A 22387-nucleotide genomic window follows, 5' to 3' on the forward strand; every position below is an offset into this window, starting at 1 on the left:
TCTTATATGAGTTATTTTTAACGCAGCTAGTGAACGATTTCTCCTATACAAAGCGCAGGTAAACGGTTTAATAACAAGGCAATAATTTAGATGTGTAGTGTTCTTACATAAAAAATTATTAACGCTGTTAGTGAACCATTTCTCCTATATAAAGCGCAGGTAAACGGTTTAATAACAAGGCAATAATTTAGACGTGTAGTGTTCTTACATAAAAAATTATTAACGCTGTTAGTGAACCGTTTAACCAGCTTTCAATTTAGAATGAGTAAGTGTAGCCCATCTGTACAGTACGCGGCTTACCTGGTTGAATGCCACCGTTTGAGCGGTTAGCAACGTATGTTTTATCAAACAAGTTATCAACGCTTAGGTATACTTTTTGATTCTCATCGATTAAGTATTTAGCAGCTAAATCCCATACTACGCGGCTATCAATTGCGTTTAAGCCCGCCTCAGTTAAGTTAGCATGCGCATCAGATACGTAACGTATTTGGCTGTTAACTACAAACGCAGAAAACTCAGCACCTAACGATAACGCTACTTGGTTTTCTGGTACGTAAGGCATTGCATCGCCTTTTTCTACCGCGCCCCAAATTTCTGAATCAAAATCGTTTTTAAACTCAGAGTCTGTGTAGGTGTACGTTAATTTAACTGGGAACATCGCTGTATCAGTTGCAAAAGTACGTGCTGCACTAAATTCAAAACCCGCTACTTCTACTTCACCGTAGTTGTATTGGTCGCCAATGTTGTCGTCGCTACAACCAACCGCTGCAGTACAGTTACCGTGCATGTTGTCGTAGTCTGAGTAAAAGGCAATTACTTCACCGCTAAAGCCATCCATATTAAAGCGAGAGCCAAACTCAATGTTTACACTTTCTTCTTCTTCTTGGTCTGCATTACCAGGTGCTGCTGGTGCATAACCTTTTTGAATGCCCGCAAGTAGCGTTACGTTTTCGTTAAGCGTGTAAGTAGCACCTAGTGACGGGACTAAAATTTCAGCGTCGTTCGACACATCTTTAGTTAAACCGTTGCTGCGTGTTGGATCTGATTTAGACCACTCTTCACGCGTAATAGTAATGTCTTCATAACGAAGGCCTGCACTTACTACTAATGCATCAATTGTCCACTCATCTTGAATAAACAAGGTGCTTGCTTCTGCGCTATCTACGCGGTTGCTATCAGAGCCCGGAACGCCTTGCTCTGTAAGCGTTAAGCTTAGGTCTTGATTAAGTGTGTATTTGTCTTCCCATTGAAAACGATCCATTTCGTCTTCGTGGTAACGTACGCCAACAGTCACATAGTGATCGCCTGCCGGAATATGTAATTCAGACTGAATACCTTTGGCTTGGTAATCGCGGTTATTAGCTTTAATACCAATACCTTCAATACCTTCGCTTGTTGGGTTTGCTTCAAATTCACTGTATTGCTCAAGGTAGCTTTCGCTTACTTTGCTGGCTTTATACCAGTTACGATGAAAATCGTTTAAGTAAGCCGTAGCTAAAAACTCATAGCCATCACCAAAACGGTATGCATAGTTAAGTTGGTATGCGTTGTGGCGCGTATTCATTTCATCGTTTTGCGATGCAGCATAACGACGGTAAGGACTTTGTTTATAGTCTTCGTCAGTTAAGCCCATGTATGTTTCGTCTGATGTTTCGTCAGAGTACTTAATTTTTAGCTCAAGATTATGCGCATCGTTTTGACCAAACGTATGGCCAAACTTTAATAGTAAATCTGTTTTTTCAAAGCCGGTGTTGTCATTGCCTACTGGCAGCTCTTTAAAGCCGTCTGCGCCGTAAGTAAATACTTCAATTAAACCTGCTGTGTTATTTTTTTCTTTACCAAAGTAAGCGTGGCCTTTGTAGTAACCGTCGCTACCAAGGGCTGCATCTACCATACCTTTTGAGCTATTTGGCTCAGTTGGTAAGCTGCGCGAAAGTAAGTTTAAAACACCACCCGTAGTACGCGGGCCGTACTTAACTGAGGCTGCGCCTTTTAATACCTCAATAGATTCCATACGACCCATAGTAGGGAAGTAGTATGCAGAAGGTGCTGAATATGGTGCTGGTGCAACTAATACACCGTCTTCCATTACTGATATTTTATCGTTACGGCCAGTACCTGTACCGCGCATACCAATATTAGGACGAAGGCCATAACCGTCTTCTTCTTGCACGTAAACGCCCGGAACAGACGCTAAAACGCGAGAAATATCGGTAAACTGGAATTTTTGAAGCTCTTCTTCAGAAATAAACGTAGCCGAACCAGGGATATCGTTAATTGCCTGCTGAGAGCCAATAACAGTAATTTGTTCAAAGCGTTGTTCTTTATTGCTGGTGTCTTTTGCTATTGCAGTAGCACTAAAAGACAAAGCAACCGCAGTTGCCAAAGTAGATACTAAAAACTTAGGGTTCATTGTGTTCCTAATCATGTCAATTATCTTAATTGGCGCAATTTGAACACGTTAACGAATACGAATCAATGTTATTAACTATTTAATTATTCAGTTTAATAGAACTAAAAACACCTGCTTATGCAACTTAATTAACTAAATTGTTTCTTTTGTATTATTTTGTAATTGCTTTACTAACTATAAAGGCTGAACGAATTATATGTGCTACGTAAGCGCTAGCCCAAGCGTAGAGCTATAAATTCAGCGAGTTTATCTACCGCATTTTCCGACTCACCCGAACTTTTAACCAAGCTAATACCAATATTACCAAGAGCTGGTAAATGCTTGGTTTGAACCTGATAGTTAAGCTCACTCGGTACTGTACTTTTGGCAAGTACCGTAATACCTAAGCCTTCTTTTAATGCAGCAATAAGGCCGGTTAAATCGGCGTTGCTATAAACTATTCGGTATTTAATGCCTGCACTTTTTAATGCATCAGTAGCACGGCGACGATAAATACACCCCTCTGGTGCGGTAACTAGGGTAACCACCTCATTATGCGCAAGTGACAGGTCGCCCACCCACACTAGTTCGTCTTGCATAAAAATAGGGAACTTATCTGAGTTGAGTCGCTCATTTAGCGCAAGTACTAAATCGAACTGATCTTGGCGAGAAGCCGAAAGCAAATGCTTACTTAAACGCGACTTAACCTCTAACGACACCTCAGGGTAGAGCGCCACAAAGTCGCCAATAATAGAAGGTAAAATACGCGCTGCAAATTCGCTCGGAATACCCAAGCGCACTTTACCTGCAATGTTTTCTGAGGTGAACTGCTGCAAAATAGCATCGTTGTGTTGCATCATTTGTTTTGCCATAGGCAATAATAGCTCGCCGTACTGGTTTAATACTTGGCGCTGCCCTTGTTTTTTAAATAGTTTATAGCCAAGCACGTCTTCTAAGCGCTTTATTTGCAAACTTACAGCAGGTTGCGACAGGCCAAGTAAATCGCCTGCTTTAGCAAAACCACCTACCTCAACTACCATCACAAAAGTACGTAAACCGTCTGTTGATATGTTTTTCATATTTAAAATTACAATTTATATGGCTATATATATAAGTATTATTTATCAATTGATAAATAATTACAATTTGTTGTTGATAGGCGTGGGCAATATACTTTTATAATCGAAAATACATAGGTGTTTGTTATGACTTTTAACCCAATAATGTTTGCCCGCCACAGCAACGCAAGTAGTGCGGTTACTAACGCTTTGCAAACTAACAACAATCACGTTGTAATGGATTTTAGCGGCACCGAAACCAGTGTATTTTTAAGCACTATTTTAGGCCTTGATTTAACTAAGCTTACCGCCAGCGGTTTAGGCTTAAAAGGCACGCTTGATGGCGACTATAATTCTGACTACAGTTTTGCTGTTTATTACTTTAGCGAAACCGCCTTTAGATTCGTACTACCACACAACGCAAGCCTTCAACTACAAGCGCTTATAAACGAGCAGCAATTACGTTTTGATATTGATTATGTAGTACGCACCGATCTGGCAAGCTTTATTTTAAGTGGCGACAACGCATTTGATACCCTAGTTAATGCTTTTAAATTAACACCAGGTTTGCGCCTTTCTGACGCGCAACTTTGCTACGGTGCACAAAGCGGTGATGTATTTATTACCGCCATTGATAAAAACGACGAACAACACTTTGTATTAGTAGCTAAACAACAAAAATTACAAAAATGGCAAAGCTACATGCAAGCGCAAGGTTTTGCACTTATGCATAGTGAAGCCGCATAACGAATACAAACAACAGGTAAGCATAACAATGCTTGCCTGTTTTTATATCTATTTAAGCCACGCCCTAAACAGGGTTAATTTAAACGTGAAGGAATGTTATGACTTCTAAAACTGTACTACATGCTAAGCACCTAGAAGCGGGCGCAAAAATGGTTGATTTTCATGGCTGGGAAATGCCAATCAACTACGGCTCACAAATAGAAGAGCACAATAGCGTGCGTACCGACGCTGGTATGTTTGACGTATCACACATGACTATTGTTGATATTGAAGGGCCTCAAGCAAAAGCATTTTTACGTAAGCTAGTAGCTAACGACGTTGCAAAATTAACCGTACCAGGCAAAGCGCTTTACACAGGCATGCTTAACGAGCAAGGCGGTGTAATAGACGACTTAATTATTTATTTCTTTAGTGAAACGTTTTACCGCCTAGTTGTTAACTCAGCAACGCGCGAAAAAGACCTAGCGCATTTAGCTAACGTATCGAGCGACTTTGACGTAACTGTTACAGAGCGCCCAGAGTTTGCAATGGTTGCAGTACAAGGCCCTAACGCTAAAGCAAAAACAGCCACTCTTTTAAATGCTGAGCAACAAGCCGCTGTTGAAGGTATGAAGCCATTTTTTGGTGTTCAAGTAGGTGATTTATTTATTGCCACAACGGGTTATACTGGCGAAGACGGTTACGAAATAGTAGTACCGAACGACCAAGCAGCCGATTTATGGCAACAACTGCTAGACGCAGGTGTTAAGCCTGCTGGTTTAGGTGCACGCGACACGCTACGTTTAGAAGCAGGTATGAACCTTTACGGCCTAGATATGGACGAAAGCGTATCACCACTTGCAGCTAACATGGCATGGACCATTGCATGGGAACCAGAAGATCGTGACTTTATTGGCCGTGACGTACTTGTTAAGCAACGCGCAGAAAAAAGCACTGACAAACTAGTTGGCTTAGTGTTTGAAGAAAAAGGCGTTTTGCGTAGCGGTTCTAAAGTAATTGTTGATGGTGGTGAAGGGGTTATTACCTCAGGTACTTTCTCACCAACACTTGGTTTTAGTGTAGCCCTTGCACGTGTACCACGTTCAACAGGCGATACAGCTCAAGTAGAAATGCGTAAAAAATTAGTAAACGTTAAAGTAGTAAAGCCTAGCTTTGTACGTAACGGTAAATCAATAATTTAAATAATTTGGTTATATCAATCAGTGTAATTACAGTGATTGATATCCTCCCAATATAAACCAAAGGACAAATAAAATGAGCAACATTCCTAGCGAGTTAAAATACGCACCTTCACACGAGTGGGTTCGTAACGAAGGCGACGGTACATTTACTGTTGGTATTTCTGAGCATGCACAAGAACTTCTTGGCGACATGGTATTTGTTGAATTACCAGAAGTTGGCGACGAAGTAGACGCTGGCGAAGACTGTGCAGTAGCAGAGTCAGTTAAAGCAGCATCAGACATTTACGCACCTATCAGTGGCGAAATTGTTGCTATTAACGAAGAACTTGAAGACTCACCAGAAACAGTAAACAACGACGCTTACGGCGACGGTTGGTTATTCCGTATTAAAGCATCTGACGAGTCTGAGCTAGACAACTTATTAGACGCTGAAGGTTACTCGCACACTATCGACGAAGAATAATTATTCTTTGTAGATAACTAAAAGCCCCGTTTAATGTATAAAAATGGGGCTTTTATGATTTTACAGCTCACAACCCCATACTGAGTGAACTGTTAAATCGTCAAATATTTTAATTAATGCTAGTTACCCATTAGCATTTAGGATCATAGGAATCTGGATTCATGTCAAACGCCAAATCTCTTGAAGAACTAGAGCAAAAGCAAGATTTTATTCGCCGCCATATTGGGCCAAGCCCAGCACAAGTAAGCGATATGCTAAGTGCTTTAGAAGTATCGAGTGTGCAAGAGCTCATTGACCAAACTGTACCGGCTAGCATTCGTCTAGAACAACCGCTAACAGTTGGGCAAAGCCGTACTGAAGTTGAAACACTAAGCTACTTAAAATCAGTAGCAAGCAAAAATAAAGTTTTCAAATCGTACATTGGCCAAGGCTACCACCCAACTAACGTACCGCACGTAATTTTACGTAACGTACTAGAAAATCCAGGTTGGTATACAGCGTACACACCGTATCAGCCAGAGATTGCTCAAGGGCGTTTAGAATCATTATTAAACTTCCAAACTATGACCCTAGATTTAACAGGTCTTGATTTAGCAAGTGCATCACTACTTGACGAATCAACAGCGGCTGCAGAGGCTATGGGCCTTGCAAAACGCGTATCAAAAGCAAAAAAAGCCAATGCCTTTTTTATTGCAGACGACGTACACACACAAACAATCGACGTAGTAACAACGCGTGCCGAGCAGTTTGGTTTTGAAATAATTGTAGGTAAAGCAGAAGATGCCGTTAACTTTGATATTTTTGGCGCATTGTTCCAATACCCAACTACATCAGGCGAAGTGGTCGACATAACTGACCTAATTGCTGGCGTACAAAGCAAAAAGGCCATTGCCTGTGTTGCTGCCGACATAATGAGTTTATTACTATTAAAAGCACCGGGTAAGCTAGGTGCAGACGTAGTACTTGGTTCGGCTCAGCGTTTTGGCGTACCTATGGGTTACGGCGGCCCACATGCTGCATTTTTTGCAACACGTGACGCATACAAACGTTCATTACCAGGTCGTATTATTGGTGTATCTAAAGACCGTTTAGGTAACGACGCACTACGTATGGCAATGCAAACGCGCGAACAACACATTCGTCGCGACAAAGCCAACTCAAACATTTGTACAGCGCAAGTATTACTTGCCAACATGGCAGCGTTTTACGCGGTGTACCACGGTCCACAAGGCTTAAAAACTATCGCGCAGCGTATACATCGCTTTGCTGATATTTTAGCAAGTGGCCTTAAAGCTAAAGGCATCGCACTTAAGCACAGCACTTGGTTTGATACGCTAACAGTAGTAAGCGATAGCAAAGACGACGTAATAGCACGTGCAATTGCAAAAGGCGTAAACTTTGCAACAAACCACGAAGGCGAGTACTCAATTTCGGTATCAGAGACAACAACACGTGCCGATATTGCACAGTTATTCGATATTATTTTAGGCGAAGGTCATGGCCTAAGTGTTGACGCTATTGCCGCCGACGTTGAAGCAAACGGCAGCGAGTCAATTCCTGCAAGTTTAGTACGTGACGACGAAGTACTAACGCATCCAAACTTTAACAGCTACCACAGCGAAACAGACATGCTTCGCTACATTAAGCGACTAGAAAGCAAAGACTTATCGCTTAATCACTCAATGATCTCGTTAGGCTCATGTACCATGAAACTAAACGCGACCGCCGAGATGATCCCAATTACGTGGCCTGAGTTTGCAAACCTTCACCCATTCTGCCCGCTAGATCAAGCAGAAGGTTACCAAATAATGATTGGCGAGCTACACGACTGGCTAGTAAACATTACCGGTTACGATGCAGTATCACTACAGCCAAACTCTGGCGCGCAAGGTGAATATGCAGGCTTAATCGCGATTCGTAAATACCACGAATCACGAGGGGATGCACACCGTAATGTATGTTTAATCCCAAGCTCTGCGCACGGTACTAACCCTGCATCAGCGCAAATGGCGAGCATGAAAATTGTGGTAGTTAACTGCGACAAAAACGGTAACGTAGACATGGCAGACCTTAAAGCGAAAGCTGAGGAAGTGTCTGAAAACTTATCGTGCATTATGATCACATACCCGTCTACTCACGGTGTATACGAAGAAACAATTCGCGAAATTTGTGACATTATTCATGAGCACGGCGGCCAAGTTTACATGGACGGCGCAAACATGAACGCACAAGTGGGCGTAACAAGCCCAGGCTTTATTGGCTCAGACGTATCGCATTTAAACTTGCATAAAACGTTTTGTATTCCACACGGTGGCGGTGGTCCAGGTGTTGGCCCAATTGGTGTTAAATCGCACCTTGCGCCGTTTATGCCAAACCACAGCGTAATTAACGTACCAGGTACTAACATTGGTAACGGTGCGGTATCGGCAGCGCCTTACGGCTCAGCCGCTATTTTACCTATTTCATGGGCTTACATCACCATGATGGGTTCAGAGGGCTTAAAACAAGCCACTGAAATGGCAATCGTTAATGCTAACTACTTAACGCATGAGCTAAGCAAGCACTTCCCAATTTTATACCGTGGTCGTAACAACCGTGTTGCTCACGAATGTATTGTTGACTTACGCCCGCTTAAAGAGCAATCAGGCATTACTGAAATGGACGTAGCTAAGCGCTTGCAAGATTACGGCTTCCATTCACCAACTATGTCGTTCCCAGTAGCTGGTACATTAATGATTGAGCCAACTGAGTCTGAATCAAAAGGTGAGATTGACCGCTTTATCGAAGCAATGGTGTCGATTAAAGGCGAAATTGAAAAAGTAATCTCTGGCGAATGGTCAATCGAAAACAACCCGCTAGTGTTTGCACCGCACACACAAGGCGATGTGTTAGGTAACGAATGGGACCGCGCGTACGACCGTTTTTACGCTGCATTCCCAGTGCCTGCAGTAGCTAAAAACAAGTTCTGGCCAACCGTTACACGTATTGATGACGTGTACGGCGACCGTAACTTAGTATGTTCATGCCCAGCAGTAGAGACTTACCGTGACTAAGAGTTGCGATTAATCTTTGAACTTTAATGGGTAGTAAGTTCCATTATTGTTTGGGAATTTATCAAAATTAAAAAAGCCGTTGCAGTAATGTAACGGCTTTTTTGTGTGTGGTGATTCGCCATTAATCATATGAACGTAGGTTGGGAAGAGTGCAACGAAGCCCAACGAATCACAAATATACTTACTCCCTCAAAAGCCAAGAGTATGTGTTATTTAATGTAGGCGTTTAGCTTGCTGACGCGCGGGCGATAGCCTTAAAGTTATAAATAACATTGTGCACTCGTAGCCTTTAGGCTACATTTATTTGGCAAGTTGAATAAATTGGAGTAATTATTATGGCGCTACAAACATCAGATTTTAATCCGTTTGATTATATGGAAACACAGCAAGAAATTAATACATTTTTAGAAGAGTGTTTAGCTGATGATGATCCAAATACCTTTATTGAAGCACTTGGCTTATTAGTTAAAAAGCATGGCGTGAGTGATATTGCTAAAGCAACGGGATTAAACCGTGAAAGCTTATATAAAGCAGTTAACGGTAAAACCAAGCCACGTTGGGAAACTATTTTTAAAGTGATGAAAGCACTGAACTTTCGCCTTACAACACAAGTTGCATAGGCTAGGTAGAGTGCAACGAAATCAAACAAACCACAAATATACTTACTCGCTCAAAAGCCAAGAGTATGTGTTATTTATTGTAGGCGTTTAGCTTGCTGACGCGCGGGCGATAGCCCGAATAAGTATTTGAATAGGTGTTTGAGGTTATCATCACCGATAACGCGAATGCGTTTGGTACTTCTAGAAATTAGAAACCTTATTCAAGGTTTTGTCGCGCTGGCGACAGCAGCCAAAGAGGGGCTGCCGCTGGTCCCTCTCTGGACACTCTCAGCGCACCCGAGTATCACGCTTAATCCTTCAAACCACAATTGATGTGAACGTAAACGGCGAAGATAGGCCATCCATGGCCTAGTTTCGCCTTATCGCGCATCCATGCGCGACATTACTCATCAATTGCTTATTTTCAGGGCGTGATGACGGGGGAAGGGTGTTAAACGTGAGGTTGGTGTTTGGTCTTGGTAAGAAACAAGACCTGACTCTCTGCATTTTCTCTTTATTTCCCTAGGCTGGGTAGAGGGAAACGAAACTCAACAAATCACAAATATACTTACTCGCTCACAAACCAGGAATATGTATTATTTATTGTAGGCGTACAGCTTGCTGACGCGCGGGCGACAGCCCGAATAAGTATTTGAATAGGTGTTTGAGGTTACTATTACAGATAACGCGAATACGTTTGGTACTTTCTAATGATTAGAAACCTTATTCTAGGTTTTGTCGCGCTGGCGACAGCAGCCAAAGAGGGGCTGCCGCTGGTCCCTCTCTGGACGCTCTCAGCGCACCCGAGCATCACGCTTAATCCTTCAAACCACAATCGATGTGAACGTAAACACCATGAAAGCACGTCCATGTGCAAGCATGGCTTACATTTCATCCATGAAATGAATTATTCATCAATTGCTTATTTTCAGGGCGTGATGACGGGGAAGGGTGTTAAACGTGAGATTGCTGTTTGGTCTTGGCAAGATACAAGGCCTGACCTCGTGTTTCACGCTTTATTAATGGGTGGCCAAATTAACTATGTCACTACACCCCGGACCGACCCCATCGCTTGGACCCCTTTCGGTTCGTTAAACCATGATTGGTGAACTTACTATCTGAATTCGGGAATAATACAGATTGTTAATGTTAAAAAGATTTTTTGGAAGTTCTATTTCCCACAGGTTTTAATAATTATCATATTGAACTTATTAGCTTACATTGATGTTGTAGTTTTATTTTATATAAGGTAATTTATAGTTTAATGAAGCATCTTAAAATAATCTAGGGATAAACATGAGTGAAAGGAATTACGCAACTAAATTAGCACAATCAGATCCATTAGGCTTTTACATCAAGTTAATAGGGTTGAAGTCGCAAGAAAAAGAGCTACGTAAAGTTGATAATATTTATTATATATTGACAGGCATAGTAGTATATAACCAATTAAACCATATAGAGCGCATGCAAGTTATGAAGGCAATCGCTAGTGTTCGAGAAAAAAACCCGAAGCTACATGGTACATTGTTTTCAATACCTCCGCAGCTAGTTGCTGATAAGTATAAATTTAAATGGTCATTAAGTAATTCGGAGTTAAAAGCACATTACGAAAGTAGCAATGGAGTATCATCTGCTTTAAGTTTTATTGGTTTAGATATGAGAACACTTGTTGGTCAAGCCCCAGTAATTGGAGGAATATTACTGGAGATCTCTAAAAATGGAGTTAAAGCAGGAGGAAAAGCTGCTTTTAATTCTGTTTCAAATAGTAAGTTAACTGCTGATATAGCTGCTCAAGCAAAAATTAGAACCACAACAGCTGCTAAGCTCGGTATGTTCGCAGCTTTAGTTACAGTACTTGCAAGTGGAGTACGAACTATGGCTATGGTTGATGAAGAAAAAGCTTTAAATGAATTATATCTCAGAGGTTTAATTGAACCAAAATGATAGGGCTTATAATATTAGGCGCAGTTCTATTAATTTACTATGGAAGAATTAAGCTTTTTAAGCCTACAAGCGAAGCTGTTAAATTTGGGGTTAATAAAACTTTAATTCTTTATGGTATTCATAATGGAATAGCCTTAGGTTTGGGTTTTATACTACCAATAATAGCTATGTTTCCTGTTTCTGAATGGCTTGTATTGCTCGTTATGTTTCTTGCTATATTATCCGAGTTTATCACAATTTATTTTTATATATTTAAAAAGGAGTTTTAAATGATGCTTAGCTTTTTTCTAATAGCTTCGCTAAGTGCGGACTTTCATCTTGCTGGAAAAACTTCGGCAGGCTTAATACTTTGTGAAAATTTAAATAATAAAGCCACTGTCGAAAACACAAAAAAATATAGCAAGTTATATAATGAGCTCAATAGTTATTTAAGCTCTGAGTTAGAGTCAAACTCTGACTTAAGTAATCGATTTTATAGTGCGCAGGTTGATTTCATAAATTCATTTGAAAATGCAGATAAAGATAAATCTTTAGATGAAAGCTTATTAACTACAGAAAAGTGCCAAATACATATAAATAATGCAAATCAGTTGATAAAAAAATTTCAGTGAAATGTTTTATCTTGGGCTTAACTTAATTCGATTACGAGCAATAAAAATCAGCAAGGCCAGGTCTTTCTTTTTGCCTTTTGTGATTAAGGAAAAATGCAAAGCCAGCCCCTAGTAACCCCATTTAAATAAAGGGCAATGTTATTGCCCTTTATTATGTGCTTAAATTGGTAGTTTTAAACTATAGCGCTACTAAGCTTTGCTCTAGCATTGCCTTTATTTGTTTTACTATTTTAGCTTCTGTTTCAGGTTCGAATTGTTGTATACGTGGGGTATGAATATGCCCTGTAGGTACACTTGAATTAAGCGTATCGCGCAGGCGAATACTTCGGTACGATATTTCGTTAGACAAGTAACCACCGCCGCCGCCATTTACCGCAATACTATTTTTAAGATCCCCGTACGAAGGCGCTTTATAGGTTTTTTCAAGCGTGGTGACTTCGTGATTGTCGATAACTTTATAAGGGCCTTTGGCTTGTTGCATGTAACTTACAGGCAAGCTAAATTTTACGAACTCGTTGCCCGGGAGCGGTCGGCCATTAAGCTTTGGTATTACTGGGTTTGTTTGCGTTCCACCATACACAATATTGGCATTATCGGGGGCGGTTACACTGCGGCGTTTACCCGGAAAGTGCTCTAAATCAAATTCTGTTCTGCCCATACTTACGGTTACTACCATGTCTACATTATTAAGTGCGTAGTAGGGGGCAAGTAGTGATTCTATTATACCTTGATCGAAGTCTTCGTAGCGCACAGGCACCATAACGGTGTTAATTTCGGCGCTCACGCCGTTGTAATTAATAACTTGGCCGTCGAGTAATAACGCTGCAACACCTGAGGGGTTACTTTGGTTTATGTTTCTATCGAGTAAGAATGGGTCAAAGCCCGTAAGTAATATTTTTTTAGTGCTGCCTGATGAAAAAGCAAGGTCGGTGCGGCCTCTGCTGCCTTCCTCAAGTAGGGTTAGTAAAGTATTTAGTTGAGCCTGCGTAATTGAAAACTTAGGCGATGTTGTGCGTATTACTTTGCTTGAAAGTAGGCGCGCCCAGTAAAGCTCTCGGTCGTCGTAGTTATTGGTTTTTATTATGCGTTGCTTGGCGCTTTCCCACAGTTCAAAACTAAAGCTTTGTACTAATGTTTTTGCACTTTTAAAGTTGTTAAGCTCTTTAAATTGTTGCTCAAAATTTGATACTTGTGGGGTAAATGCTTTTAAAACATTTGGCATTGCTGATTGGGCTTTGTTGATACGCTGTTCTTCAACAGTTAAAGGATTACTTAAAGCAGCGAATGAAGAAGCAATTAAGCTGGTCGCTAATAATACTTTGATCATAATATTCCTAATATAAGGTTATTGTTTTATATGTAATTTACTATCCTACTATTGCTAACTTAGGGCAACCAATTAACGTTGAATCGACTGAAATTTGCTTTTGCCGTGCATTAGTATTGTTTAACGGCCAATTAGTATCATCGGCTAATAAAAATCCCTGAGTCAAAAATTGATCTTTATAGGTTCTACTTTAAGTTCTAATAAAAGTAAAAAGCCGTTACAGCAATGCAACGGCTTTTCATTATGGTTTTATGCGCTTCGACGATACGAGCGAAAGGCTTTATAGTCCTTTAAAACCCTCTATTAATCATCTGGCCCTTTTAAGGTAAACACTAAATGTTTACGCATATCCTTTAAAATCACGCCTTTTTTAAGCATTGCGCCGCTTAAGCGTTTTTGCCATTTTAATAAATCTGGCTCTGCGGCTGCTAAGGCTTGCTCGTTTTCAAACTGAAAGCACAGCAGTAGTGAACTTGGAAATAAGTGATATTCCACATCAAACCAGCATTGCAACATACCAGGGAGCTCAGCGCGGCCTTGCTCTTCTAATTTTTCAGCAGTATTAAGTACAAGTGCTTGCTGTTTTATTTGCACTGCAGAGAGTTTTTTCATTATTAAAATCCAAGTTAGCGGCTAAAAAATGCAGCCGGAATGCGGGCATTATACGCAAGCTTGTAGGCAGGCAACAACTTTGAAAGGGAGTTAATATTTAATAGAGTGTATCTGCTTAAAATTTAGGAGTGCATGTCGCAAGGCACCTTCGGCTTTTCTAACTTATGTAGGTCGTATAAGCGGCGTAGCCGTGCCATCCGACATTTCAAACTTCATCGCAGGACCTTAATTTGGACATTAATATTAATGTATTTTAACTCTATGGTTAAATAACCTTGTTTGAGGTTTTTTTAAGTAGCTTGCGACAATACAGGATTAGCTGTCGCAAGCCGCCTTTTGAGCCTCTCCGTATTACGTTTAATACTTATAAGAGGTATCAATAGGGACGGTTTATTTGGAGCGGCGCTTGTCTAGTACGTAGCGTACGGCCATTCTTGCAACACCCGCACCAATACCTGAGACTACAGCCCATGTAACGGCCTCTTTAAGATCTGTTTCTTCGCTTGGTCTATCTTTTGGGGCTGGTTCGTTGGTAACCTTTTCCCACGATTTTTGTAAAGTTTTCCTTGTTAACATACCTGCAGATGCAGCGGCGAGACCTATACCTATTGTCGTAATTAGCTGTTTATTACTCATATTATCCTCGATTATTTAGTTGTAACTTGAGTTATTAATAGGTAACTCTTTAAGTAAGAACAGTAGTAACAGCAATTTATATACCGATAGGCTCAAAATAGGTATTACGAGAAACACAAAGCATTTATATCTACCCGCAATAATACTAATCAATTTGAAGCATGAGCCTGATGCTAACTTAGTTGAGGGTTGGTGGTTGCAGAGCAACCAATACCGTGGCATTAGTTAGAATATTAGGTTAAAGATTACTCTACTGTTGTTAGGGTATTTCTTAAGTTAATAACTCAGTACCTAGTAAGGCGTCAATATAGGCGAGCTCTTCGCTAAAAATGCCATTCAAAAAAGCGTTTTGCTCAATTATTATAGTGTCATTAGGTTGGGCTTTGTATTCTTGTTGGCATCTTGTAAGCTCGGTGGCTAGCCATTGGCAGGCGTTGCTAGCTGTATTTATTGCTGTTTTTAAAAATGATGACCATTTTATTTTTTGTAAATTAAAGCGGTAAAGCGCGACAGCAATAACACCATAAGCTTGCTGTTCAGGTGTTGGCATGTTGTTAGTATTTATTAAAGAGCTGTTTAAAAGCTTGGTATTGACCATCACTTGTTGCAGTGCAGCTTGCTGTGATTGACTTAAAAAGTTGTTTTCGTAATCCATGGGCAGCCTATATCTGCTGATAGCAGGGCAATATAAAAAGAAGATTTAGCACAGTATTTTACGATTCATGCGCACCGAAAAATGAACCACAGTGATAACAAAATTAGACTGACTCTTTACTGAATTAATAAAACACAATTGTAACTGGGTAGGGGAATTGAAGAGGATAAGCGTCTTTGTTTTAACCTTCAAATCGCATGAAAAATAATTCTCGGTTGGTATTTTTAATTTATTGGTAAGCACGGTAATAACCATAAACAAGAGAGTGATAAAAACCACTCTTTATTTCGCAAGAAATTTTGTTTATGTAGATAGGAGTTTTTTACAAAATTTAGCAATTTTTACTCTAACAATAAGAGTGTTAGTACTGGTTTTATTTTATATCATTGATTTTAAATGATAATTTATTTGGTTTGAGTTTTGCTTGGTAGTAAGTGTATTTTCTTAAATAAATAAAGGAGTTATTATGAGTACCGTTATTACTGGGTTATTCGAAAGTGCATCACAAGCAACACTCGCAATTTATAGATTAGAAGCTTTAGGTATTAATGAAGCTGATATTAGTATTGTAGCCAACGACTCATACGCAAAGGAAGATTTTGCTGTAGACGAAGGTACTAAGGCTTCTGAAGGTGGCCTTATTGGCGCGGCTTCGGGTGGTATTCTTGCTGCAATTATTGGCGGATTCACTGCCGTAGGGACTGTAGCAACAGGTGGTACTGGCTTATTAGTTGCCGGACCATTAGTCGCAGCATTTGCAGCTGGTGGCGCAGGCGCCGCAGTTGGTGGTACTTTAGGTGCTGCAATTGGTGCGTTTATTCCTGAGCACGAAATTAAATATTATGAAGATGCCATTGAAAAGGGTTCTATATTAATTGGTGTTAAGTACGATAGTGACAACAAAAACGCTATTGAAGAAATACTTAACAATGCAGGCGCAAGTAACGTTTCTACGGCTTAACGCTAACTAATTAATTTCAAAATTAATTATAAAGGTGGAACTTAGTTTCACCTTTTTTTTCGTTTTTTTAACTTGGTTTTTTGAGCTGGATCGTTGGTAATCTCCTTTTATGAGTTTTGTAAAGTTGCCATTTTGTTTGTAAATATGCCTTGGTTTTTGCTCAATCTTTGGCTGAAAGTCAGTTTTGTTAGTTAATTAGCTACTTATTTAAGTTTAATAAAAACTATAAATTTACTTTCTAATCAATAAATTAAAAATAAATTATTCATAAATAATGTTTTCGCGTAGGGCTGGTATATACATTGAAACTACTTGTCTAATAGTCGCTTAATTTAGCGTTATTGTTTTATTAATTTGATACTAAACGAGGAGATGATGATGAGTTGTTTACAGTTTGATTCAAACGCTAAAAGATCTTTAACCCGCGCTTTAAAACCCACTTTTGCAATATTACTTACTGGCGTGTTACTACAAAATAGCGCACTGGCTAATGTAAAAGTTCAAATGCACCAAGTTACTAAATCAGGCCAAGGGCAATCACTAGGTACTATTACACTAACAGAAAATGATAACGGTGTTGTTTTTTCACCAAGTTTAAAAGGTTTAACACCGGGGCAGCATGGTTTTCATGTTCACCAATTTGCTAGTTGTGAACCCAAGAAAAAAGGCGATAAGGTTGTACCGGGAGGCGCCGCTGGTGGGCATTTCGACCCAAAAGCTAGCGAGCATCACGATTCTCCTTGGGGGGATGGCCATTTAGGCGATTTACCGGCGTTGTATGTAAATGAAAGTGGCCAAGCTAAATCGCCCGTTTTAGCGCCAAGGCTCACGCTTGAAAAACTTAAACAACACGCAGTAATGATTCATGAAGGAAGTGATAACTATGCAGATAAGCCAAAGCCATTAGGTGGCGGTGGCAAACGTGTTGCTTGTGGTGTAATTGAGTAAATATAAGGAGAAAGTTATGCCATATAAAAATCGTGATGAATTACCTGAGTCGGTAAAAAGTAACTTACCTAAACATGCTCAAGAGATATATCAAGAGGCGTTTAATAGTGCATGGGATACCTATGAAGACCCAAGCGATAGAAAAAACGATGATGGCCGCGAAACAACAGCGCACAAAGTAGCTTGGTCGGCGGTTAAAAATAGTTATAGCAAAAATGATAATGGAAATTGGGTAAAGTCGAGTAACTAGCTTTGATCAAACTAATAACAAAGCTAACGCATTAAATAGCCGCTGTAGCTGATATAGCGGCTTTTTATATACTCGTTTTATAGTTGCGCTGTTTATACAATACTTTGCATTATGTTAGAGTAAAAACTGGTAAGCAAAACCATAAGTACTGCTTTAAACACGAATGTGAGTTTGGTTTAAATTTGCGTTATTATTTATTTGTATTAGCCAATCAGAGAACACTTTGAATTATTTAGCTCACCTTTATTTAGCACAGCCTACAGCCGATTCTCACTTTGGGAACTTGTTGGGCGACTTTGGTGGTAAAAGGCATATAGAACACTTACCAAACACGGTTATAAACGGGCTCGATAACCACTATTTAGTCGATAAATTTACCGACTCTCACCGCGCAGTAAAACACGCTAAACAGTACTTTTCACCTAAGCGTAAGCGCTTTGCTGGTGTAGCTATTGATGTGGTGTTTGATCATTTTTTAATTGTGCATTGGCAACGATTTAGCAAGCAACCTTTAAGTGATTTTAAGTACACCAGCTATCAGCTTTTAAATAACCGTATACCTGTTATGCCAGCGCGAATGCAGCATGTTGTAACAAGTATGACTAAAAACGATTGGTTTAAAGAATACGAAACCGTTGAGGGAGTAGGGCTTGCGCTCGATAACATAGCCAAACGCATTCGTTTTACGAACACTTTTGCGGGCGCGGCTGATGATATAAAGCGTAATTACAATGAATTAGAAAACGTGTTTTTAACGTTCTTCCCGGAGCTAATTAAGCATGTAAGTGAGTTTGACCTTGAAAGCACCTCAAAAAATGGCATAAAGCGCATTATTTAAAGTTTTCATCAATTGTTAACCTTTTGTGATAATTTAAGGTAAAAAAAACGCTACTCTAATACAAATTAATTTTTGAGTGTTTTTAATGAATCGCAATTACTTGGTTATTGTGGGCTTTGCTGTTTTAGCGGCATTTCAATCTGGTGCTGTATTGGCTTTCGACTTTGACCTAAAATCAGTACGCACAACTATTTCAAACCCAAGCACTAACCACGCGCTAATATATGATGACTTGGCGGGCAGTAATCAAAAAACACTGTTTTCGTTAGAGCCCATAAATAACCAGCGTGTGGGTGTATTTTTTGATATTAACGACATTGAAATTGGTTACTCTGCCGATATTTTTGAAGATGATGTTGAAACAAAAACACAAGATATACTGCTCTCGTATAGAAAATTTAAAAATTCTAAAATCACATTTAACTATCAAACGCTTGAAGGGCTGCAAAGCACGGCTAGCAATTTAAGCGGCAATCAAACGGATCAAATTTTCTCGCAAAATACACGTTCAACCAAGTTTGAGCTATCTGGCCAACACAACTTTTATACCTTTAATAATAAAGAGTCTTTGTTTGAGCATTTTTTTCTTAATAGGCCAAAGCTAAGTAACAAATTTGATATGTCGTTAAGTATTGTTGGCGCGTGGTCTTTCAAGCATGTATCTCTTGAGAATAAAGATAATATTGTGTTTCAGGCTGATTTTTTAAATTCGTCTGCACCACAGGTCACTAAGTTAATTTCTAATTCGTACGGGGCGAGTATTGGCTCGCTTTTATCATTTTCGTTACCGCATAATGTTCACGTATTTGCTGAATACAAAGTAGGTAAAGGGCATATTCAAAACACAAACCCTGGGTTGGGGTTAAAAGATTCGGGCGCCGAAAAAGTTGAAGCATACGGCGGTGGAATTTCTTGGGCTTCCGACAATAAAAAACTTATGGTCGTACTACGTGCGTGGGAGCAAACAGGCCGGCATATAGATACGTCTTTTGGTGATTTGTCAGTAATTAAGTTTTTTTAGTATTGATCACCGAAATAGTAAATTTACCAGGAATACTATGAGTAAGAATAACGCAGTACCTCAGGCTTATGTGAAGCAAGAGGAAGGTTACCGAATTAAAGCCTTAAGATTATACCCTTGGGTATGCGGGCGTTGTGCCCGTGAGTTTGAGTACTCTAATTTACGAGAGTTAACGGTGCATCATATAGATCATAACCATAGTAATAATCCAGAGGATGGCAGTAACTGGGAGTTATTGTGTATTTATTGCCACGACAATGAGCACAATAAATACCACGAACATATTATGTATGGCGGGTCGACTACAGAGCGAAAAGTTGAGGCTGCAACACATTCTCCATTTGCCGATTTAAAAGCGATGCTTAATAAATCAAAGTAGCTTTAGAGAGAGCTATTTAGCAAGAGCGAAGCATTGTGTGCCTCGCTCAAACTTGTCGCTAAATTTTAATCGCCTCAGTGGGCGTTGTTGATAATCCACTAAAATACTTCATTACCAATTGGCCTTGGCTATCTTTTTCTATTACTAAGTAATTGTTTGAATTAGGATAGTAAAAGCTATTTTTAGACATCGTAATAAGTTTTGTTTTATCGCCACCGGTGCGCTTAGAGTACAAAACGTCATTTTCAAAAATTAGGCTGCGTAAGGTGTTTTTATCAATACGGTAATCACCCAATACGGGCGCTAACTGCTGCGCTGTTACATCTGCTTTTTTAAACTCGGGGAGCGCAATACCCAGTGCTTTGGCTGTGAGTTTTTCGTTGATAAAAATAGGGTTTATGTGGTTTGAATTAGCCAGTACTGCAACATATAGCTTTTGCTCTGGAATATAGCGTGCATGTGCTAAAAAGCCATTTATTCCGCCAGTGTGTTTAATTACGGTGTATTCATTCAAAGGCTTAATAATTAATCCGTAACCATAGGATGAAAAGCTGCCGTCATTGAGTTTAAAAGGGCTGACCATCTTCTCATAACTTGCTTTACTAATGAGCCTGCCAGACGATAGGGCACTAAACCAAATGTTTAAGTCAGTTGGAGTAGATATAAGCGCACCAGCGGCATATGGCCAATCCATATTAATGTAGCTGGTGTTGATAAATCCTTGCTCTGTTTGCTCATAGCCAGATGCGCGATGGGCAACAAGTTCTTGCCCTTCATAACTACTCTGGTTCATTTTTAGCTTTTTAAATATGTATTGTTCAATAAAGTCTTTGTAAGACTGGCCACTTGCCACTTCAATTATTTTACCAAGCAGTGAATAGCCGGTATTTGAATAAGCCATCGCTTCGCCGGGTTTAAACACCATTGGGTGTTTGGCAAATCTCGTGAGCGCATCGTCAACGCTGGTGGGTACTTGTATTTCTTTATCAAAGAGATCGTCGTCATCTGTGTAGTTGGCGATGCCTGAGGTGTGGGTTAATAAGTTTTCGATTGTGACGAGGTTGCCCTCCGTAGGAAAGCTTGCAACATACTTATGAATATCATCGGTAACCGCTAGCTTACCTTGCTCTTGCAGCATCATAATTGCAGCTGCAGTAAATTGTTTTGAAATAGAACCTAAACGTAAAACGCTTTGCTCATTAAGTGCAATGTTATGTTCGAGGTTGGTAAGCCCGCGCGCTCCTTTAAAAAGTACTTTGCCATTTTTGCTTATAATTACCGATACCCCAGGCTCGTTTTCAACTAGGCTCTCGTTAAGAATTTCCTGATACTGCGAGGCCGTCGGGTTTGCTTTTACAAGGCTGGGTGTTAATAGCAAGAGGGCTAACAAACAGCTAGCGTAAAATGGCTTAATCATATTCATCCTTTTAGTTTTTATACCAAACCTGTAAATAGGTTTAGCAATCCTTGTACTTATTAGTGAATTAATATTGCACAGCTAAAAAGTAAACACAATTATCAGATTTTATAGGGACTCAGTAATAGGTATAATCGCCGCGTTTATTGGTTTTTATTATTTTCTTACAAGGAAGTTATTTATATGCCTGATATAACGGCTCTATTTTATATTGCGATTATGGCTTTTTATTTATTACACAAAAACGAAGAGGGCAAAATATTAGTGCCCATAATAGGTTTTGCTGCAATTCCTCTTTTTAGCAACGATTACTGGCTATGGTTTAAGGTAAGCGTAGGATTAGGAATTTATGTATTGATGGTGGAAAAAGCTAAAGCAGGGTATACCGGTGGCGGGGCTGTTTCTGCATTTGCTATGTTTTTTATGGTGGCTTTTTTAGTTAGTATTATTATAAAAACTATTTTTTCTGTTGCTATTAATTTTAGTTTTTAAAATCTGCTCTAAATACTTAAAAGTAACTTTGCTAAGGTTTTTAGCTAGGTAAGCTTTTATTAAAAAGGCCGAATCCCATTTAATGATTCGGCCTTTTTAAGATTTAGGTTAATAACAATAAGAGTTATTTTTTCTTTTCGCTTGGTGCTGGTTGGCCATAATTAGGTGAACGAGGTCCATATAATAAGCCGTTGTAAACATCTGAAGAAAGTAAGCGTGTTGAAGTCATTGCTGCGATTTCAAAGCCTTTATCGGTTACCGTTTCAGCAATTTGATTGATTGCTGCAATAACAAGCATACCTACAAGGCCACCACCGCCATTACTTTGTTGTTCAGCTGAAGAGGCTCTTGCTTTGCCTTGCCATAATTGCTCGCCAGTGCGTAAATCAACTAGTGAGGCTGACACAGTTACAGCTGTTTCGCTAGAAATTACAACATAGCTAGTGCCGTATTCTTCAATAGTTATGTAAAGCGCAGAGTCTGCACCAAAAATTTCATGTAATTTATTCACCGGTACTTGGTGTACGTCGCTTGCAACAGTGAGGCCATTACCTTTAAAGGTTTGATCAACTAAAGCTACAGGAAAAACATAAAAACCCGACTCAGCTATAGGCGCGACCATTTGAGTCATCACACTGTATGGTGCAATTACTTCAGGTGTATTATTTAGCGGAGGTAAAATAATAACTGAGTGAGGGTCTGCTTGTTTAAATGCTGTGTAGTCATGTGCTGGTGGAGGTGAAACACAACCAGCGAGTAATGCGACTAATGCGATCGCTGTGTATGATTTTAAATTAAGCATA

23 protein-coding genes are annotated in these 22387 nt (G+C 39.7%); 15 read left to right on the plus strand and 8 right to left on the minus strand.

The features are described 5' to 3' along the window. Positions 1–256 precede the first annotated feature (256 nt). A complete protein-coding gene (locus H5115_RS07185) occupies positions 257–2413 on the minus strand; it encodes a TonB-dependent receptor domain-containing protein (protein ID WP_182754486.1) in 2157 nt (718 codons plus the stop codon). 212 nt (positions 2414–2625) lie between these two features. Then, positions 2626–3471, minus strand: a complete 846-nt coding sequence (locus tag H5115_RS07190; protein ID WP_058154171.1) for a LysR family transcriptional regulator — start codon at positions 3469–3471, stop codon at positions 2626–2628. 126 nt (positions 3472–3597) lie between these two features. Between H5115_RS07190 and H5115_RS07195 the strand changes: the two genes are divergently transcribed. The 8 genes from H5115_RS07195 (at position 3598) to H5115_RS07230 (ending at position 12048) form a co-directional block, all read left to right on the plus strand. Then, complete coding sequence (locus tag H5115_RS07195) at positions 3598–4197, plus strand: hypothetical protein (protein WP_058154172.1); 600 nt, start codon at positions 3598–3600, stop codon at positions 4195–4197. Positions 4198–4295: 98 nt separating this feature from the next. Beyond that, the gene (gcvT, locus tag H5115_RS07200; RefSeq protein ID WP_182681722.1) at positions 4296–5378 is read left to right on the plus strand and encodes a glycine cleavage system aminomethyltransferase GcvT; all 1083 of its coding nucleotides are present in this window, start codon (positions 4296–4298) and stop codon (positions 5376–5378) included. 73 nt (positions 5379–5451) lie between these two features. Continuing rightward, positions 5452–5841 carry a glycine cleavage system protein GcvH gene (gcvH, locus tag H5115_RS07205; protein WP_002958029.1) on the plus strand — a complete coding sequence of 130 codons (390 nt, stop codon included), beginning with the start codon at positions 5452–5454 and terminating at the stop codon, positions 5839–5841. A gap of 161 nt (positions 5842–6002) precedes the next feature. After that, positions 6003–8894 (plus strand): aminomethyl-transferring glycine dehydrogenase, encoded by a 2892-nt coding sequence (gene gcvP, locus H5115_RS07210; RefSeq protein WP_182754489.1) that lies wholly within the window; start codon positions 6003–6005, stop codon positions 8892–8894. A gap of 335 nt (positions 8895–9229) precedes the next feature. Further along, a complete protein-coding gene (locus H5115_RS07215; protein WP_007579952.1) occupies positions 9230–9514 on the plus strand; it encodes an addiction module antidote protein in 285 nt (94 codons plus the stop codon). Between the two features lie 1275 nt (positions 9515–10789). Beyond that, positions 10790–11437, plus strand: a complete 648-nt coding sequence (locus tag H5115_RS07220; protein WP_182754491.1) for a hypothetical protein — start codon at positions 10790–10792, stop codon at positions 11435–11437. Beyond that, positions 11434–11706, plus strand: a complete 273-nt coding sequence (locus H5115_RS07225) for a hypothetical protein (RefSeq protein ID WP_182754493.1) — start codon at positions 11434–11436, stop codon at positions 11704–11706. The genes H5115_RS07220 and H5115_RS07225 overlap by 4 nt, the downstream gene beginning before the upstream one ends. Next, the gene (locus tag H5115_RS07230; protein ID WP_182754495.1) at positions 11707–12048 is read left to right on the plus strand and encodes a hypothetical protein; all 342 of its coding nucleotides are present in this window, start codon (positions 11707–11709) and stop codon (positions 12046–12048) included. A gap of 178 nt (positions 12049–12226) precedes the next feature. On the opposite strand, the gene H5115_RS07235 is transcribed toward H5115_RS07230, so the two are convergent. The 4 genes from H5115_RS07235 to H5115_RS07250 form a co-directional block, all read right to left on the minus strand. Continuing rightward, on the minus strand, positions 12227–13375 hold the full coding sequence (locus H5115_RS07235) for a hypothetical protein (protein WP_182754497.1): 1149 nt from the start codon (positions 13373–13375) through the stop codon (positions 12227–12229). A gap of 303 nt (positions 13376–13678) precedes the next feature. Next, complete coding sequence (locus tag H5115_RS07240; RefSeq protein WP_024596321.1) at positions 13679–13987, minus strand: hypothetical protein; 309 nt, start codon at positions 13985–13987, stop codon at positions 13679–13681. Positions 13988–14377: 390 nt separating this feature from the next. Then, positions 14378–14623, minus strand: a complete 246-nt coding sequence (locus H5115_RS07245; protein ID WP_002958040.1) for a DUF4235 domain-containing protein — start codon at positions 14621–14623, stop codon at positions 14378–14380. Positions 14624–14894: 271 nt separating this feature from the next. Then, the gene (locus tag H5115_RS07250) at positions 14895–15278 is read right to left on the minus strand and encodes a hypothetical protein (RefSeq protein WP_182754499.1); all 384 of its coding nucleotides are present in this window, start codon (positions 15276–15278) and stop codon (positions 14895–14897) included. Between the two features lie 466 nt (positions 15279–15744). Here H5115_RS07250 and H5115_RS07255 point away from each other — a divergent pair, with 466 nt between their 5' ends. The 6 genes from H5115_RS07255 (at position 15745) to H5115_RS07280 (ending at position 19675) form a co-directional block, all read left to right on the plus strand. Further along, the gene (locus H5115_RS07255) at positions 15745–16239 is read left to right on the plus strand and encodes a hypothetical protein (RefSeq protein WP_169044172.1); all 495 of its coding nucleotides are present in this window, start codon (positions 15745–15747) and stop codon (positions 16237–16239) included. 378 nt (positions 16240–16617) lie between these two features. Continuing rightward, positions 16618–17187 carry a superoxide dismutase family protein gene (gene sodC / locus H5115_RS07260; RefSeq protein ID WP_182754501.1) on the plus strand — a complete coding sequence of 190 codons (570 nt, stop codon included), beginning with the start codon at positions 16618–16620 and terminating at the stop codon, positions 17185–17187. A 16-nt stretch (positions 17188–17203) separates the two neighbouring features. Continuing rightward, positions 17204–17437, plus strand: coding sequence for a ChaB family protein (locus H5115_RS07265; RefSeq protein WP_182754503.1), 234 nt, complete (start codon positions 17204–17206; stop codon positions 17435–17437). A 223-nt stretch (positions 17438–17660) separates the two neighbouring features. Beyond that, positions 17661–18275: an ACP phosphodiesterase gene (locus H5115_RS07270; protein WP_182754505.1), complete on the plus strand. Its 615-nt coding sequence runs from the start codon at positions 17661–17663 to the stop codon at positions 18273–18275. Positions 18276–18360: 85 nt separating this feature from the next. After that, entirely contained in the window at positions 18361–19296 is a 936-nt protein-coding gene (locus H5115_RS07275) for a hypothetical protein (RefSeq protein ID WP_182754506.1), read from the plus strand. Between the two features lie 37 nt (positions 19297–19333). Further along, the gene (locus H5115_RS07280) at positions 19334–19675 is read left to right on the plus strand and encodes a YajD family HNH nuclease (RefSeq protein WP_024604747.1); all 342 of its coding nucleotides are present in this window, start codon (positions 19334–19336) and stop codon (positions 19673–19675) included. Between the two features lie 58 nt (positions 19676–19733). On the opposite strand, the gene H5115_RS07285 is transcribed toward H5115_RS07280, so the two are convergent. Further along, on the minus strand, positions 19734–21092 hold the full coding sequence (locus H5115_RS07285) for a serine hydrolase (RefSeq protein ID WP_182754508.1): 1359 nt from the start codon (positions 21090–21092) through the stop codon (positions 19734–19736). 219 nt (positions 21093–21311) lie between these two features. Here H5115_RS07285 and H5115_RS07290 point away from each other — a divergent pair, with 219 nt between their 5' ends. Then, positions 21312–21584, plus strand: coding sequence for a hypothetical protein (locus H5115_RS07290; RefSeq protein ID WP_238719403.1), 273 nt, complete (start codon positions 21312–21314; stop codon positions 21582–21584). 124 nt (positions 21585–21708) lie between these two features. Here H5115_RS07290 and H5115_RS07295 read toward each other — a convergent pair whose 3' ends face one another. Next, on the minus strand, positions 21709–22386 hold the full coding sequence (locus H5115_RS07295; RefSeq protein WP_008165257.1) for a DUF799 domain-containing protein: 678 nt from the start codon (positions 22384–22386) through the stop codon (positions 21709–21711). Between the last annotated feature and the right edge of the window lies 1 nt (position 22387).

Source organism: Pseudoalteromonas sp. SR44-2 (genome assembly GCF_014163745.1).
GTDB lineage: Bacteria > Pseudomonadota > Gammaproteobacteria > Enterobacterales > Alteromonadaceae > Pseudoalteromonas > Pseudoalteromonas distincta.

Coding starts and splice junctions, on each gene's coding strand:
- H5115_RS07185 (WP_182754486.1), bottom strand. CDS start 2,413: ATGAACCCTAAGTTTTTAGTATCTACTTTGGCAACTGCGGTTGCTTTG.
- gcvP (WP_182754489.1), top strand. CDS start 6,003: ATGTCAAACGCCAAATCTCTTGAAGAACTAGAGCAAAAGCAAGATTTT.
- sodC (WP_182754501.1), top strand. CDS start 16,618: ATGAGTTGTTTACAGTTTGATTCAAACGCTAAAAGATCTTTAACCCGC.
- H5115_RS07285 (WP_182754508.1), bottom strand. CDS start 21,092: ATGATTAAGCCATTTTACGCTAGCTGTTTGTTAGCCCTCTTGCTATTA.
- H5115_RS07190 (WP_058154171.1), bottom strand. CDS start 3,471: ATGAAAAACATATCAACAGACGGTTTACGTACTTTTGTGATGGTAGTT.
- gcvH (WP_002958029.1), top strand. CDS start 5,452: ATGAGCAACATTCCTAGCGAGTTAAAATACGCACCTTCACACGAGTGG.
- H5115_RS07220 (WP_182754491.1), top strand. CDS start 10,790: ATGAGTGAAAGGAATTACGCAACTAAATTAGCACAATCAGATCCATTA.
- H5115_RS07265 (WP_182754503.1), top strand. CDS start 17,204: ATGCCATATAAAAATCGTGATGAATTACCTGAGTCGGTAAAAAGTAAC.
- H5115_RS07240 (WP_024596321.1), bottom strand. CDS start 13,987: ATGAAAAAACTCTCTGCAGTGCAAATAAAACAGCAAGCACTTGTACTT.
- H5115_RS07195 (WP_058154172.1), top strand. CDS start 3,598: ATGACTTTTAACCCAATAATGTTTGCCCGCCACAGCAACGCAAGTAGT.
- H5115_RS07235 (WP_182754497.1), bottom strand. CDS start 13,375: ATGATCAAAGTATTATTAGCGACCAGCTTAATTGCTTCTTCATTCGCT.
- gcvT (WP_182681722.1), top strand. CDS start 4,296: ATGACTTCTAAAACTGTACTACATGCTAAGCACCTAGAAGCGGGCGCA.
- H5115_RS07280 (WP_024604747.1), top strand. CDS start 19,334: ATGAGTAAGAATAACGCAGTACCTCAGGCTTATGTGAAGCAAGAGGAA.
- H5115_RS07255 (WP_169044172.1), top strand. CDS start 15,745: ATGAGTACCGTTATTACTGGGTTATTCGAAAGTGCATCACAAGCAACA.
- H5115_RS07230 (WP_182754495.1), top strand. CDS start 11,707: ATGATGCTTAGCTTTTTTCTAATAGCTTCGCTAAGTGCGGACTTTCAT.
- H5115_RS07290 (WP_238719403.1), top strand. CDS start 21,312: ATGGCTTTTTATTTATTACACAAAAACGAAGAGGGCAAAATATTAGTG.
- H5115_RS07275 (WP_182754506.1), top strand. CDS start 18,361: ATGAATCGCAATTACTTGGTTATTGTGGGCTTTGCTGTTTTAGCGGCA.
- H5115_RS07245 (WP_002958040.1), bottom strand. CDS start 14,623: ATGAGTAATAAACAGCTAATTACGACAATAGGTATAGGTCTCGCCGCT.
- H5115_RS07295 (WP_008165257.1), bottom strand. CDS start 22,386: ATGCTTAATTTAAAATCATACACAGCGATCGCATTAGTCGCATTACTC.
- H5115_RS07250 (WP_182754499.1), bottom strand. CDS start 15,278: ATGGATTACGAAAACAACTTTTTAAGTCAATCACAGCAAGCTGCACTG.
- H5115_RS07215 (WP_007579952.1), top strand. CDS start 9,230: ATGGCGCTACAAACATCAGATTTTAATCCGTTTGATTATATGGAAACA.
- H5115_RS07225 (WP_182754493.1), top strand. CDS start 11,434: ATGATAGGGCTTATAATATTAGGCGCAGTTCTATTAATTTACTATGGA.